The sequence below is a fragment of the Nitrospira sp. genome, assembly GCA_016788885.1.
Lineage (GTDB): Bacteria > Nitrospirota > Nitrospiria > Nitrospirales > Nitrospiraceae > Nitrospira_A.
Genome location: JAEURX010000037.1, coordinates 1 through 12,814, shown reverse-complemented (window position 1 = coordinate 12,814; position 12,814 = coordinate 1). Strand labels below are relative to the sequence as shown.

Sequence of the window (12,814 nt, the reverse complement as noted above, 5' to 3'; positions counted from 1 at the left end):
CGTTAACTGAATCCATCACCAGCCCCCGATTGACCGCCTGCAACGCCTCGGCAAATCGCTCCCGGCCCATTTCCACTCATGCGGTGATGTTGCTGTCGCGAATGCGCTGTTCCCAATCAGACGGCGCGTTCTTGGCGCAGCGGAACCCTAACCCCACCCCGTAGCTGTTGTTGAGCGGGTGATTCCAGAACCGATGCGTCGACCGGATGGCACCCTCCGGATGCGAATCCACGGGCAGGGTCGCCTCATGATGTCGATCATAGTTGGCCGTATCGGAATCGACATCGTTGCCCCAGGGATACAGGTTGCCGTTCGGCCCGTGAGCCGCCATCTCCCACTCCGCCTCCGTCGGAAGGCACTTCCCCCGGAACTCGCAGTTAGCTCTTGGCATCGATCCCATTCACACCGACCACAGGCTGACGTGGCGTGTTCAGACGAGGATCATCCCAAGAGGCCGGCGCGGGATGGCCGGTGGCACAAATGAATTCCCCATAGTCCTTGTTCGCCACCTCATACGTGTCGATGAGGTACGAATCCAAGAACACCATATGGGCCGGACCTTCGTCGTGAAACGCTTCCGCTGACCAGGGTGTATTCATGCGCTTGACGTACATGGAGAGCCGCCGGTCTGACTTGGCCAGCTCAGTCTTGTCCAATCCCATCACAGACGGCCCTTGCCCACGCACACCGTATCGCTCGGAATGTCGGATTCTTCCGTATGGGCTACCGGCAACGCGATGACCACACCCATGGCCAAACCTGCTCCAAGCACGTGTCTCATCATATTCATGCCGTACCTCCTTGCCCGCGGTGCGGCAGGAAGGCGGACATCGCCGCCCCTCTGCGTCACGGATCACTTCTTCATGCTGTTCTTGATGAGCTCTCGAGTCGCCTGATACTCTCGGTTGTCTGGATCTGCCGCGAGCGCCTTCTCAATAGACGCAAGGGCATCTGCGTGCTTCTCCGCACCCATCCCGACGAGTGCCTGGATAAATGCGTCACGTCCGGCTTGAGCCGCTTCCTCCGACACCACGGTGACCGACTTGGCACAGCGGAAGCCCAATCCAACACCGTAGGAATTGTTTTCCGGCTGATTCCAGAATCGGTGACTGGTGTGCAGGGAGGTTTCCGGAGCGAGCCAGGAGCCGCCGCGCAAGACCTTGACCGGACCTTGGTTCGCGAAGTTGTAGCCTTTGTCCGCGCCGCGAGGATTCAGCGCGTTACTGCTCCGGTAATATTTCGGATCGTACCAATCGTCCACCCACTCGAAGACATTGCCCGCCATGTGGTAGACGCCGTATCCGCTCACGCCCTCGGGATAGGAATCGACCGGCATGGTGCGTCCCACGTTTTGACCATAGTTGGCCTTTTTCGGGTCGAGATGATGGCCCCACGGATAGTGATTGTCGCCCTCCGGTCCCTTAGCCGCCTTTTCCCATTCCGCTTCCGTGGGCAACCGCTTGCCATCCCACTTGCAAAAGGCGTTGGCGTCGGTCCAGCTCACCCCAACAACCGGCTGTTCAGGCTTACTGAGACGCGGATCGTCCCAGTAGGCCGGGGCGGGATGGCCGGTCGCCCGCATGAATTCCTTGTATCGCGCATTCGACGCCTCGAACTTATCGATGAGGTAGGCGTCCAGCACCACCTGATGCCGGGCCTCATCGGCATGCTCATTGCTCCCCATGGTGAATTCTCCTTTCGGAATCAGCACCATATCCTTATCGCCCGCCGATTCCGCCGCGACCGCCAACGTCGCGGCCCCCGTTAACAGCACTGCCGCTATGCCTATCTGCACAGATTTTCGACTCCGCATGTGTACCTCCTTCGTTAGACCGCCCATGATCTTCATCACAATGAATCCTACGCGGGCACCTGAGCGCGGGAGAACTGACCCACGACCTTCAGCTCGCGGGCTGCACCGGCCAGTCGCTGGAGATGACGATTCCACCGAATGACCGGATCGACGATGTCACCGCATTGCACGCAGCGGAGGGTGGAGCAGTCGAGCGAGCCGGAACCGTTCAGCAGATCCGTACAGAAATCAGGAACCATGAGCCCACCGCATCGCGTGCAGCTCGACTCCTGCCGGAACTTCAGAACCTCGACCCGGGTCTCGCTTCGTCCTACGATTTCTTCGGTCGCGTGTTGTGCTGCCATGGTTACTCCTGCGCAACAGTGTCCAATGTTTGCAACGTGTATGTCCAATGTTTACACCCTATATGTCCAACGTGTCAAGAGTTTTTATGGGATAATATTTGACAAACATTGGACATGAATCTATACTGAATCCACGCGATGAATACTCACAGAATTCATAGGGTTGCGAAACTCACCGGCCTGAGCCGCGACGTCATTCGCGTGTGGGAGCGTCGATTTGCTCTGCTCAAACCGACCAGAGGAGCCAACCGCTATCGCAACTATTCAGATGAGGACGTGGCACTGCTGCGGTATCTCAAGCAGCAGCTGGATGCGGGAGCATCAATCGGAGATCTGGCCAAAGCGGGACGGGAAGAGCTAATCAACCGCATGCGCACATCGGGGCCACGAATGGCCGTCGTCGACAATACGTTTGATCGGCTGTTGCGAGAACTGCTAATCGCCCTGGAACCACTCGATCGGATCACCTTCGAAAAGCGATTAAACGGTGCCGTGGCGGTAGTGCCCTTCGAAGAAGCACTCCACGGGATTCTGCTGCCGCTGCAGGAACGTGTGGGGCAGCTGTGGCATACCGGCCGCATCAGCGTGGCGGTCGAGCATTACGTGACCAGCCAGATCAAACAAAAATTGTATGCGGCCATGAACCAACTCCCGGTCGCGGAGTTCGGCGCCACGGTCGTCGTGGCTTGCCCGCCCGGCGAGGAACACGATCTTGCCTCGCTCGCCGTCGCCTATCGTTGCCGAGTTCGCGGCTGTCGGGTTTACTACCTCGGAGCCAACGTCCCCATCCTCTCCCTCAGCAACCTCTGTCGTGAAGTCGCCCCGGACTTGACCATTCTCTCCTGTACCATCGCACTCCCGGACTTACCGGCAAGTGAATTGATTCACGCGCTGGCACAAGAGGTGGCGCCGCTGTCCGCACTCTTGGCCGGCGGCCAGGGAGCACTTGCCATGCGGCGGCATTTTACGGAAGCCGATATCGACGTGCTGGAAACCTTCGGCGAGCTCGACGAGAAGCTGGAACAACTCACGCGACGCTTTCCGATCCCAGGCTAACGAAGGGTCGGTTTCGATGCCACTCTACCCACTCACCGTGTTCTATGACGGCGCCTGCCCCATCTGTGCGCGCGAGATGGCGCTGATGAAGCACTTGGATAGAAAGCAACGGCTGAAGCTCTGTGATTTCTCGGCCCCTGGGTACGACGCAGGATCAACCGGCCTCGATCCCGCACGCCTTGGCGCAGTGATTCACGCGCAATGGGACGATGGAATGCTCATCACCGGCGTGGAAGTCTTCCGCGCCATCTGGCAGGCGGTCGGACTGGGGATGCTGGCCCGCCTGAGCCGCCTCCCTCTCATCGATCCGCTCCTCGTCCGAGGCTATACGTGGTTCGCCAGAAACCGGCTCTGGCTGACGGGCCGGGACACCGGCTGTTCAGGGAATTGCCGAACGGCAACCAAGCCGAGATCGACGCTCCGCATTGGATAGTCCACGCATTCCGTCCAACCCGACACACCCACCACAACACCTGCTCCCGCACACCGGCAATGATCGAATGAGCTGCACTACACAAGGGCAGGTACGAAGACTTGATGCCTACTAGGCCGGAGACGGATCCGCCCAGAGATGGTGGACCATGAACCGCTGCAGCAGTTCACCTTCAGGGGAATTGCGCGCGACAGAGGTGGTCCGAAGGTTGGCCCCCTCACCGAAATGCAGAATTAAATCCTCCCGTTCCTCGTGGATGAATTGGATATAGTCGAGGTTAATATGGAAGCGTCCGACCTTGAGGAGATGCATGCTGTCCTTTCTGAACCTGCGCGCCACCAGAGGACGCCGCGATGGAGGCGGTGCGTTGCGCCAGGAAGTCGCAGGCTTCGTTTTCAGGGTGCCCCTTGTGGCCGCGCACCCAGGTCCAACTGATCTGGCTGATCTCCGCTCACTCATCCGGTTCCGCCCAAAGAACCTGGTTCTTCTTCCGCTTCCAACCGAGTGTCATAATCTTGATGAGTAGTTGTGAGCCGGAGTGGAGGACGACCGATTGGGAGTGGACCACATCCGTATGGCGTGGCTCCCATCGCCAACGGCGCCCGGCACGAGCGGCATCGTGACGACAGGAGAACCGAATTAGCCGGGAGTATATCAAAGGGGACTACTGCGATCATGGGGATAAAAGGGCAGGTTGATCACTGTGCTCACGGCAGGGACAGTGAGCGTTCTTACCGGTTGCTGCTACCACGGTTCCCTTTGCAACCAAGGCACTGTCGGACACATCTGACAATTGGCCGGATGTCTTTGAATGTATGGGGAGAGAGAATTCCGACATCGCTTGGAACAGCCTGGGCATTTACCCAGCTCGAAAACCATGATGACTACGTACAGACTTTCAGGCGGCAGGTGGTACGCTTATCCGGACGGCGATTCCGGCCTCTGAACAGCAGCGCCGGCTGAGCAGTCACCATACCCCAATCATTGACGGCATGAACATCACCCTGCGCATCTGCCTCGCCCTCTTGATCAGTATCTCGTCCATCCTCTTGGTGGTCGGGTATCTTGGCGGCTTCTCTACCCCCGACCTGATTCCGCGCACGCTCTCGCTGAGCAAGCCCTCCGCTGAACTCTCACCAACATCTGCGGGCCTCACCATCAATCTGCCGGCCATCGTGGCCCCGGTCGATGACGGGGCGCGATTCTACTACGTTCAAGCAAACCTCGCCGTGGAGATCGATCGGCCTGCGACCGCCACGATCATCAGGGAACGACACGACCAGATCGATCGGTACATTATGGAAATGCTGCATACCTATCCGGTTCAAGACCTGCGCGTGCCCGGTCAATCAGTCACCTTGCGAGAAGATCTCAAGCGCACCGTCAACAAGCTGCTGCCAAAGGGCAAGGGCCAGGTTCTCAACGTCTATATCACCAACTGGTTGATGACGCCGGTCGGATCGTAGTCCATCCCTCCTAACCGACTCCGTTCCACATCCCTGCACCACGCACAGGACGACCTCAAGGGAGAGGAAAACTCCCCTGGCCGAGTTCGCGCAACAAACGCTCAATATCGTTACGGCCTAGAAGGAGTGATGCCCTCCTTGCTTCCCGAGTTAGGCCTGTCGACGAGCCAAAGAGGTAGGGCATCTCGTCACAACACATCCGAGCAGGGGGTACTGAGGAACCAGTCCGGGCGCGAATGAGAGGGACGGCCCGCGACCAGATCAACGGCGGCGAAGAATTCCGCTGTGCGGGCCACAACCTGGAGGGCTTAGTGGGAAGTCACGCCTTCGTGATTGAGCGCATCAAAAATCTGCTGGCTGAGTCTGTCGAAGAGTTCTGGCGGACAGTGGAGGGCGGGCCTGCGGGATTCGACAGCGAACCCTCCCCTCATTGGGTGATCACATGTTTGTGCCGATCAGCCGATCGCCGACAATACCCATCCGCAACAAGGTGCCAGACACACGGTTTGAGTAGGCGATCCCCATTCTGATCAACCTTCTGATTGCGACTCCCTCCAAAACAGGAGGACACGATGAGATGCCCACCCCACGAGCAGAACCACGAGGCCTGCCTGCCCCAGAAGCCCCCGCTCCTCCAGCCAACTCCAAGCGACCACCATGAAGGCAAACAGGCCATACATGACAACCACACCGGCCAGGCCCAGAACGAGAAAAGCCATCACGTCGACGAATCTCTTGATCACAGGGACTTCCTCATAGCGGCGTCCGTGGCCATGCTCAGATCGTTGTGAAGGTGGAGAACGTTTTCGGAAGATGGCAACAATTCGGGTACAGAAGGAAGGGAACGGGTTGAGCGTCTCGTGAAATGAATACGCATGCCTTGGTGGCGAAAACTCACCTCGGCATCTGTTTCGTGCGTGCGTGCTGATCGATGATCAACGACACTCGGCGAAGAAGTTCCTTCGATTCTGCTGGCTGCAACCCGACCGCCTCAATGAGCTTGAGCACATGATCGATCAGATATTGCTCTTCTGTAGTGTTGGCGAGAGTGCCGGGCACAATGACCTTTCCCTTCAGTTCAGCATGCCGGGTCCGCAATTCCGAAACCATATCATGGACCTCCTGCTTCGAACAGAGTCCCTTGCTCTGGAGTAGCTCAACAATCGCTTCCATCGCCCACATGGTGGCGAGGACGCTCTCTTCTACACTTAACGGCTGCTTGGGATTGAGCTTGTCAGTCATACGCAGTCCTCGCTTCGGGTGCGGATCGTGGTCGGACTACTTTTAGTTCTTCAGAATCTTCCGTGCTGTGGATCAGGCAGTAGTAGTTCGGGGACAGGACCGTGACGTCGAGTTGAGAATGAAGTGGCTCGTGCCGCTCTGCAGGATACGGGAGATCAAAGACGTCATTTTCCACGATATTCGGCGCTGTGTGGTGACGTGCTTGGCTGACACCGGGATGGATCCCGACACGATCATGAAGACTGTCGGCCATGCATCGAGGGAATTATCCCTGCGCGACCGGTCGATCAAGGCTGAGAAACTCGACGGCGCGATGAGCCGCGTGAACACGCTCATAACACGTCGCTGCCCTGCCTCTTCGCAAGCTCACGAAATCGCTACAATTTAGAAAGGGTGGTGCCGAAGCCGGGAGTTGAACCCGGATACCCTTACGGGCGCTGGTACCTGAAACCAGTGCGTCTGCCAGTTCCGCCACTTCGGCTCGAGGAATGAGGCGGGATTATCGCTGATCGGTTAGAACCCGTCAAGGTGAGCGACTGAAAATTCGCTCGTGGCCAACCCTCCTGATAGTTACACGATTGGAGAGAGGCCGTTCCGAAGATTCCAGGCGCTGTGCGGGGTCACTTCCCGCAGATCGCCGGTGAGCACAATGCGTTCGCGCACCAGCCCCGCCGCGGCCAGGAGAAATGGACTCGGGATACGAGGAGCCTCTTCAGCAATCAACACGTCGAACCGCACCTTGCGAAATAAAGGATCCGCCGCCACTCGCGCGGCAGTGGTGACGATCACCCGCCGGTTCTGCACGAAGGCCTGACGGTTCGTATGCTCTTCCGCCGCCAGGAGCTCCCGGATTTTCTTGGTGCCGCCCAAATGAATGACATCCTCTTTTAGCTCGGCAAATTCCGGCTTGAGCTCCTTGGGAACCGTCGCTTCGGGAATGAGCTCTTCGATCCGCTGCTTGGCGATATCGACCTCCTTGCGAAGCCCGGCGCTGTAGCGCTCATAGATGACCTTGTATTCGCGAAGGGAGTCGACATTTTTTCCCATGGCCTGCATGGACAGACGTTTCCAAATCGGCAGCTGTTCATACTGCGCCAGAGTCGCGTCGATATCTTTGATCTTCGCCTGGTAGTCGCTCAACTGTGTCACCAGACGCCATTCCAGGAGGCGCACTTCGTCCAAATCTTTTTGCTTTTGCGCCTTATAGGCGAGGATCGGCGTAAGCTCGCGAAACCGATCGTACTTCTTGCGCAGCGCCGCCTTGTCGGACCGAGACTTGGCATAGAATTGATGCATCTGCGCCTCGAATCCCAAATCCGGGAGGGGAATGCCCGCGCTTTCCTTGCTGGTCGCCAGTTCGTACCGACTCAGCCAGCTCTTGAACGTCAGCCCGGCCGCCTTTATGGCCCGCGCGGCCACAAGGGTGATGACATCTGCGCTCTGATGATCTGGGGTGACCAGAAGAATACGCTTGTTGGCTCGAATCAACTCGATAACCAGCGTGGCCACCTTCTGCCGGCGCGCTGTCGTATCCTCCTGCCACAGCGGCGTCAACACCGAGGTCGGGGTCACGGCCGCCAACGCGGCATGGTCTCCTGTTTGTGCTGCTTCCAGGATAGGGAGCAAACGTTCCGCAGGACCTAGCGTATACGACGTACCTGCCTTGCTCATTTCCGCCAACCGATGGCTGGTCGTCAGAACCAATCCGCTGGAGTCCGGCACCAGCGTGGCGTGCGGGACCACCTCGCCGATCGCATCAAACACCTGGAGCACCAGACGCTCGCCCTCCTGGAACAAGACGAGGCCTTCCGTCGGTTCCGTCTCCTCGCCCAGCAGCAGAGTCGCGGCGAGATCGGTACCCACCCGAACATCCGGCGGAAGGAAGAACTCATAGAGGTGCAGGTTCCCGATTGTCTGCAGCAACCGCCCGCGTACAAGCGCGACCGCTTGATCCTGCCCCTGCGCTGCACTCTGCGCGGCATCGCGTTCGAGGGTCGCAGCCAACTGATCGAGAAGATCCGGCAAGGTGCCGGGTATGGCGGCCATAACTCGTTATGCTCCTGACTGTCGAAGGGGCTCGGCCCTACATGCCCCCGACATCTGCGGCAGCATGCTCAGTGAAATAGGGAGCGTATCTTAAAGAGTTGAGAAAGACCCTGTCCAGCCGGGAACACCCCCCTCACCAACCAGACGCTCCCCTTGCTCCGAATGGCGAACGGGCGCACCACGCCCTGCCACGCACCCGTATCGCTGGTCCGGACGGCTGAAGAAAACCCCGATCCGACCGCTCCGGATCAATTGACTTTTGTACAGCCCGTCAGTATGCTTTTTCCCTTTCCAACAGAAGGAGTTGCAGTATGAAGGTGATTCTCCAGGAAACACTCGATGGCGTGGGCGATCTTGGCGACCTTTTGGACGTCTCCAACGGGTTTGCCCGGAACTATCTCTTGCCGCGCAAGAAGGCTGTGGAAGCCAATAGCCGGAACATCAAAGAATTCGAACACGCGAAGCGCGCCGCAGCCGAGAAGGCCAAGAAGGAAAAGCAAGAGATCGAAGCACATGGCAAGAAGATGTCGACCGTGTCACTCACGATCGCAGCCCAGGTCGGAAAAGACGACAAGATGTTCGGATCGGTGACGGCGAAGGACATTGCGGAAGGGTTGGCCGAGCAGGGCTTTACCGTGGATCGTCGCAAGATCCAGCTGGCGCAACCCATCAAGGAACTCGGAACCCACGCGATTGCCGTGAAGCTCCCGCGCGAAGTGACCGCCACGATCGCGGTGCACGTGGTCAAGAAACAGGAAGAAACGGAAGCAGCCGCTCCCACGGCCTAATCTGTGGTGCGATGACGCGTGGCCGCCCGACCGGCGCCACGCTCGGAGGAAGCATGCAGGATCTGATCGGGTCATTGGACGCGTTGAAATCGACCGACCCCGAGACGTATGACGCCATCGTCGCCGAAGAGCAGCGGCAGCGCGACAAGTTGCTGCTAATTGCGTCGGAAAATTTTGCCAGTCCCGCCGTCTTGGCCGCCCAAGGCAGCGTGATGACAAATAAATACGCCGAAGGATATCCCGGCAAACGCTATTATGGCGGCTGCCAGCACGTCGATACCGTCGAAAGCCTCGCAATCGATCGCGCCAAGCAAATCTTCGGGGCCGAACATGTCAACGTACAGCCACACTCAGGGTCGCAAGCCAACATGGCTGCCTATCTGGCCGTGCTGAAACCCGGCGACACGATCCTGGGCCTCGACCTCGCCCAAGGGGGACACCTCACCCACGGCAGCAAGGTCAATTTCTCCGGTATCATTTTCCGCGCGTTTTCCTATGGTGTGGACCGGCAGACCGAAACCATCGATTATGCGGCGGTCCGCAAGATCGCTGAAGAATGTCGTCCCCGCATGCTGGTGGTGGGGGCCAGCGCCTATGCCCGCACCCTCGACTTCGCCAAGTTCCAAGACATTGCCAAATCGGTTGGTGCCTATCTGTTGGTAGATATCGCCCACATCGCCGGCTTGATTGCCGCCGGGTTGCATCCGAATCCCGTTCCTTACGCCGATTTTGTGACGACGACGACCCATAAGACGTTGCGTGGCCCCCGTGGCGGTGTGACGATGTGCAAAGCCGAGCATGCGAAAGCTGTCGATAAGATCATTTTCCCCGGCTTGCAAGGCGGCCCGCTCATGCATGTGATCGCCGCCAAAGCCGTCGCCTTCAAGGAAGCCATGTCCCCAGCATTCAAGCGGTATCAGCAACAGGTAGTGGCCAACGCCCGCACGCTGGCGCAGGGGCTGATCGAGCGCGGCTACAAGATCGTCTCGGGAGGAACCGACACGCACCTGATGTTGGTGAATCTGACCAACAAGGGCATCACCGGAAAAGAAGCCGATGCCGCCTTGGACGCGTCCGGCATCATCGTGAACAAGAACGCCATTCCCTACGATGAGAAACCGCCCGCCGTGGCTAGCGGCATCCGGATCGGCAGTCCGATCGTCTCCACACGCGGAATGCGCGAAGCTGAGATGCGCGAAATCGTGGCGCTGATCGATCGGGTCTTGCAGCATCCGCAAGACTCACAGGTGCAGAGCGAAGTCCGTGCGCAGGCAAAAACATTGTGCAACCGTTTCCCCATCTTTCATGCCTACGATTCGTCTCCCGCTTAGGCAGGACGTTCGCCAGTGAAGTGCCCTTTCTGCGACGATGTCGAAGACAAAGTCGTCGACTCGCGGATGGCCAAGGAAGGTGAGGTCATCCGTCGTCGGCGCGAATGCCTGTCGTGTAAACGCCGCTACACCACCTACGAACGGGTCGAAGAAACCATGCCGGCCGTCGTGAAAAAGGATGGACGACGGGAGCCCTTTGATCGAGGCAAGATTGTCTCGGGATTGAAGAAGGCCTGCGAAAAGCGGCCGATCAGCACCACGACTATCGAGGCCGTCACCGACCGTATCGAAAAACGCATCCAGGATATGGGAGAAACTGAAATCGAGAGCACCGCCGTCGGCGAGGAAGTGATGAAAGAACTGTCTCAGCTCGATCAAGTGGCCTACGTCCGGTTTGCCTCCGTGTACCGAGAGTTTAAGGACATCGACCAGTTCATGGACGAGATCAAGTCGCTGGCCCAGCAGCGCCGGGAACGTTAGTCCCTCCCCTGCTCCTCGCTGCTTCGGATTGGTTCGCTCGGTGTCAGTCCAGACAGAAACGATGCAGCCACCGCGGAGCCACCTCCGCTTCACCAGTGCCGACACATATGGCAACCACCAAAACCACCCACGCACGACAAACGACCCCTCAGCCCACCAGACGGCGAACACCCGGAGCGACACATGTCGCCATCATCGGCGCCGGACGCGGCGGGACGGCCTTGATGGAAATTTTCGCCAACGACCCGTTGGTGCGCATCGTCGGGGTTGCCGACATCAGTGCACAAGCACCCGGTCTCGGACTCGCCCGGCGCCTGCGAATTCGTGTCACTCGCCACTACCGGAAACTCATGACCATGGGTCCGGTCGATCTGGTCATCGATGTGTCGGGGAATCCGGAGGTCGGCGAATATCTGCAAGACATCCGTCGCATGGGCGTCTCCGTGATCGGAGGCGCCAGCGCCAAATTCATGTGGCAGCTGATCGAAGCTCGCATCCGGGCGACTGCTGACATCGAAAAGGCCTTGAACAAGTACCAGTCCCTGTACCGACTCTACGTCAAAGAAACGGGTGCCGCGGTCACGGAAGAACGCACTCGCATTGCCTGCGAAATTCATGACGGTCTGGTGCAGAGTCTCGCCGGCGTCAATTTCAAACTGGAGTTGTCCCAGGAACTCCTTCGCAAGAATCCCAAAGCCAGCCTCGCCACGATCCGGGAGTCGAAAGCTCAACTGAAGCTCGCCATCCAAGAAGCGCGACAGGTGATCTTCAACCTGCGGCCGTTGCATTACGACAAGATGGAGCTCATCCCGGCGTTGACGAACTATCTCAAGTCCTACGAAACACAATACCGCATCAAGACCGCGTTCTCCGTGACCGGAGACGAGACGATCCTGTTCCCGCGCACAAAGATCTTCTTGTTCCGCATCGTCCAGGAAGCGCTGACAAACGTCCAGAAACACGCCAAGGCCCGCCGAGTCTCGGTTCAACTGGACATTCGCTTCGATTTGCTTCAAGTGACCATCTCCGACAACGGGATCGGGTTCGACATGGACGCCGTGCTCCGCGATCCGGAAAAGTGGGATCACTTCGGCATTCGCGGCATCCTGGAGCGAGCGCGACTGGTGGGCGGGGAAGCCACGATCGATTCAAAGAAAGGGCGCGGCACGCGGATCGTGTTGCGCATCCCGTTAGCCGACAAGGAGACGATTCGTCATGGAAAAAATTAAAGTCCTGATCGCTGACGATCACCGCGTGGTGCGCGAAGGCCTGGCGGCCATCCTCAAAACAAAAGACGACATCAACGTGGTCGGAGAAGCGCAGGACGGTGTCGAAGCGGTGGAAAAAACCAAGACCCTCATGCCGGATGTCATTCTGATGGATGTCAGCATGCCACGCATGGGCGGCATTGAAGCCACTCGGCAAATCAAACGGGAATTCCCCCACATGGGCATCGTGGCTCTGACGATGTATGAGGAACAGCAATACATCTTCGATCTCGTGCGAGCCGGCGCCACCGGCTATCTGCTCAAGGACTCGGAATCCTCGCAAATCGTCGCGGCCATCCGGGCGATCTATCGGGGAGAATCGCTCATCCACCCGTCAGTCGCCAGCAAAATCCTCGCCGAGTTCTCCCTCATGTCACAGAAGAAGGGAAAAAAGCCGGCGTGGGTCGAGCACGACCTAACCGAACGTGAAATCACAGTCCTGCGCCTCGTGGCCGACGGAAAGACGAACAAGGAAATTGCCAATAGTTTGGATCTCAGCGAGAAGACCGTCAAAAACCATGTGCGCAATATTTTTCACAAGCTGCAG

At 58.4% G+C, this 12,814-nt stretch carries 17 protein-coding genes and 1 tRNA gene; 8 read left to right on the top strand and 10 right to left on the bottom strand.

Annotated elements, in window-relative coordinates; all coding sequences use genetic code 11:
- Positions 1 to 76 precede the first annotated feature (76 nt).
- From JNL86_09680 to JNL86_09665, 4 genes are all read right to left on the bottom strand, one after another.
- On the bottom strand, positions 77 to 391 hold the full coding sequence (locus JNL86_09680; protein MBL8043174.1) for an SUMF1/EgtB/PvdO family nonheme iron enzyme: 315 nt from the start codon (positions 389 to 391) through the stop codon (positions 77 to 79).
- Complete coding sequence (locus tag JNL86_09675; GenBank protein ID MBL8043173.1) at positions 378 to 662, bottom strand: SUMF1/EgtB/PvdO family nonheme iron enzyme; 285 nt, start codon at positions 660 to 662, stop codon at positions 378 to 380. The genes JNL86_09680 and JNL86_09675 overlap by 14 nt, the downstream gene beginning before the upstream one ends.
- Positions 663 to 853: 191 nt before the next feature.
- The gene (locus tag JNL86_09670) at positions 854 to 1,813 is read right to left on the bottom strand and encodes an SUMF1/EgtB/PvdO family nonheme iron enzyme (GenBank protein ID MBL8043172.1); all 960 of its coding nucleotides are present in this window, start codon (positions 1,811 to 1,813) and stop codon (positions 854 to 856) included.
- A 47-nt stretch (positions 1,814 to 1,860) separates the two neighbouring features.
- On the bottom strand, positions 1,861 to 2,157 hold the full coding sequence (locus JNL86_09665; GenBank protein MBL8043171.1) for a hypothetical protein: 297 nt from the start codon (positions 2,155 to 2,157) through the stop codon (positions 1,861 to 1,863).
- A 138-nt stretch (positions 2,158 to 2,295) separates the two neighbouring features.
- On the opposite strand from JNL86_09665, the gene JNL86_09660 reads away from it, so the two are divergent.
- Both JNL86_09660 and JNL86_09655 read left to right on the top strand, forming a co-directional pair.
- On the top strand, positions 2,296 to 3,213 hold the full coding sequence (locus JNL86_09660; GenBank protein ID MBL8043170.1) for a MerR family transcriptional regulator: 918 nt from the start codon (positions 2,296 to 2,298) through the stop codon (positions 3,211 to 3,213).
- A 16-nt stretch (positions 3,214 to 3,229) separates the two neighbouring features.
- Positions 3,230 to 3,646 (top strand): DUF393 domain-containing protein, encoded by a 417-nt coding sequence (locus tag JNL86_09655; protein MBL8043169.1) that lies wholly within the window; start codon positions 3,230 to 3,232, stop codon positions 3,644 to 3,646.
- Positions 3,647 to 3,757: 111 nt separating this feature from the next.
- On the opposite strand, the gene JNL86_09650 is transcribed toward JNL86_09655, so the two are convergent.
- Both JNL86_09650 and JNL86_09645 read right to left on the bottom strand, forming a co-directional pair.
- On the bottom strand, positions 3,758 to 3,958 hold the full coding sequence (locus tag JNL86_09650; protein MBL8043168.1) for a hypothetical protein: 201 nt from the start codon (positions 3,956 to 3,958) through the stop codon (positions 3,758 to 3,760).
- Complete coding sequence (locus JNL86_09645; protein ID MBL8043167.1) at positions 3,924 to 4,067, bottom strand: hypothetical protein; 144 nt, start codon at positions 4,065 to 4,067, stop codon at positions 3,924 to 3,926. The genes JNL86_09650 and JNL86_09645 overlap by 35 nt, the downstream gene beginning before the upstream one ends.
- Positions 4,068 to 4,638: 571 nt before the next feature.
- On the opposite strand from JNL86_09645, the gene JNL86_09640 reads away from it, so the two are divergent.
- Positions 4,639 to 5,112 (top strand): flagellar basal body-associated FliL family protein, encoded by a 474-nt coding sequence (locus JNL86_09640; GenBank protein MBL8043166.1) that lies wholly within the window; start codon positions 4,639 to 4,641, stop codon positions 5,110 to 5,112.
- Positions 5,113 to 5,642: 530 nt separating this feature from the next.
- Here JNL86_09640 and JNL86_09635 read toward each other — a convergent pair.
- The 4 genes from JNL86_09635 to JNL86_09620 form a co-directional block, all read right to left on the bottom strand.
- Complete coding sequence (locus tag JNL86_09635) at positions 5,643 to 5,855, bottom strand: hypothetical protein (protein MBL8043165.1); 213 nt, start codon at positions 5,853 to 5,855, stop codon at positions 5,643 to 5,645.
- A gap of 151 nt (positions 5,856 to 6,006) precedes the next feature.
- Positions 6,007 to 6,354 (bottom strand): hypothetical protein, encoded by a 348-nt coding sequence (locus JNL86_09630; GenBank protein ID MBL8043164.1) that lies wholly within the window; start codon positions 6,352 to 6,354, stop codon positions 6,007 to 6,009.
- 394 nt (positions 6,355 to 6,748) lie between these two features.
- Positions 6,749 to 6,835: transfer RNA gene (locus tag JNL86_09625), tRNA-Leu, on the bottom strand.
- 89 nt (positions 6,836 to 6,924) lie between these two features.
- Positions 6,925 to 8,400 (bottom strand): hypothetical protein, encoded by a 1,476-nt coding sequence (locus tag JNL86_09620; protein MBL8043163.1) that lies wholly within the window; start codon positions 8,398 to 8,400, stop codon positions 6,925 to 6,927.
- A gap of 311 nt (positions 8,401 to 8,711) precedes the next feature.
- Between JNL86_09620 and JNL86_09615 the strand changes: the two genes are divergently transcribed.
- The 5 genes from JNL86_09615 to JNL86_09595 all read left to right on the top strand — a co-directional run.
- The gene (locus tag JNL86_09615) at positions 8,712 to 9,188 is read left to right on the top strand and encodes a 50S ribosomal protein L9 (GenBank protein MBL8043162.1); all 477 of its coding nucleotides are present in this window, start codon (positions 8,712 to 8,714) and stop codon (positions 9,186 to 9,188) included.
- 53 nt (positions 9,189 to 9,241) lie between these two features.
- Positions 9,242 to 10,519 carry a serine hydroxymethyltransferase gene (locus JNL86_09610; GenBank protein MBL8043161.1) on the top strand — a complete coding sequence of 426 codons (1,278 nt, stop codon included), beginning with the start codon at positions 9,242 to 9,244 and terminating at the stop codon, positions 10,517 to 10,519.
- 15 nt (positions 10,520 to 10,534) lie between these two features.
- Complete coding sequence (nrdR, locus tag JNL86_09605; protein ID MBL8043160.1) at positions 10,535 to 10,999, top strand: transcriptional repressor NrdR; 465 nt, start codon at positions 10,535 to 10,537, stop codon at positions 10,997 to 10,999.
- 107 nt (positions 11,000 to 11,106) lie between these two features.
- On the top strand, positions 11,107 to 12,228 hold the full coding sequence (locus JNL86_09600) for a hypothetical protein (GenBank protein MBL8043159.1): 1,122 nt from the start codon (positions 11,107 to 11,109) through the stop codon (positions 12,226 to 12,228).
- Positions 12,215 to 12,814: response regulator transcription factor (locus tag JNL86_09595; GenBank protein MBL8043158.1), on the top strand; the 600-nt coding region annotated here is incomplete at its 3' end. The genes JNL86_09600 and JNL86_09595, both read left to right, overlap by 14 nt.

Bases quoted from the DNA above. Each gene is read 5' to 3' on its own strand.
- JNL86_09670 (MBL8043172.1), bottom strand. From the start codon at position 1,813: ATGCGGAGTCGAAAATCTGTGCAGATAGGCATAGCGGCAGTGCTGTTA.
- JNL86_09620 (MBL8043163.1), bottom strand. From the start codon at position 8,400: ATGGCCGCCATACCCGGCACCTTGCCGGATCTTCTCGATCAGTTGGCT.
- JNL86_09630 (MBL8043164.1), bottom strand. From the start codon at position 6,354: ATGACTGACAAGCTCAATCCCAAGCAGCCGTTAAGTGTAGAAGAGAGC.
- JNL86_09610 (MBL8043161.1), top strand. From the start codon at position 9,242: ATGCAGGATCTGATCGGGTCATTGGACGCGTTGAAATCGACCGACCCC.
- JNL86_09640 (MBL8043166.1), top strand. From the start codon at position 4,639: ATGAACATCACCCTGCGCATCTGCCTCGCCCTCTTGATCAGTATCTCG.
- JNL86_09680 (MBL8043174.1), bottom strand. From the start codon at position 391: ATGCCAAGAGCTAACTGCGAGTTCCGGGGGAAGTGCCTTCCGACGGAG.
- JNL86_09615 (MBL8043162.1), top strand. From the start codon at position 8,712: ATGAAGGTGATTCTCCAGGAAACACTCGATGGCGTGGGCGATCTTGGC.
- JNL86_09655 (MBL8043169.1), top strand. From the start codon at position 3,230: ATGCCACTCTACCCACTCACCGTGTTCTATGACGGCGCCTGCCCCATC.
- JNL86_09665 (MBL8043171.1), bottom strand. From the start codon at position 2,157: ATGGCAGCACAACACGCGACCGAAGAAATCGTAGGACGAAGCGAGACC.
- JNL86_09650 (MBL8043168.1), bottom strand. From the start codon at position 3,958: ATGCATCTCCTCAAGGTCGGACGCTTCCATATTAACCTCGACTATATC.
- JNL86_09660 (MBL8043170.1), top strand. From the start codon at position 2,296: ATGAATACTCACAGAATTCATAGGGTTGCGAAACTCACCGGCCTGAGC.
- JNL86_09675 (MBL8043173.1), bottom strand. From the start codon at position 662: ATGGGATTGGACAAGACTGAGCTGGCCAAGTCAGACCGGCGGCTCTCC.
- JNL86_09600 (MBL8043159.1), top strand. From the start codon at position 11,107: ATGGCAACCACCAAAACCACCCACGCACGACAAACGACCCCTCAGCCC.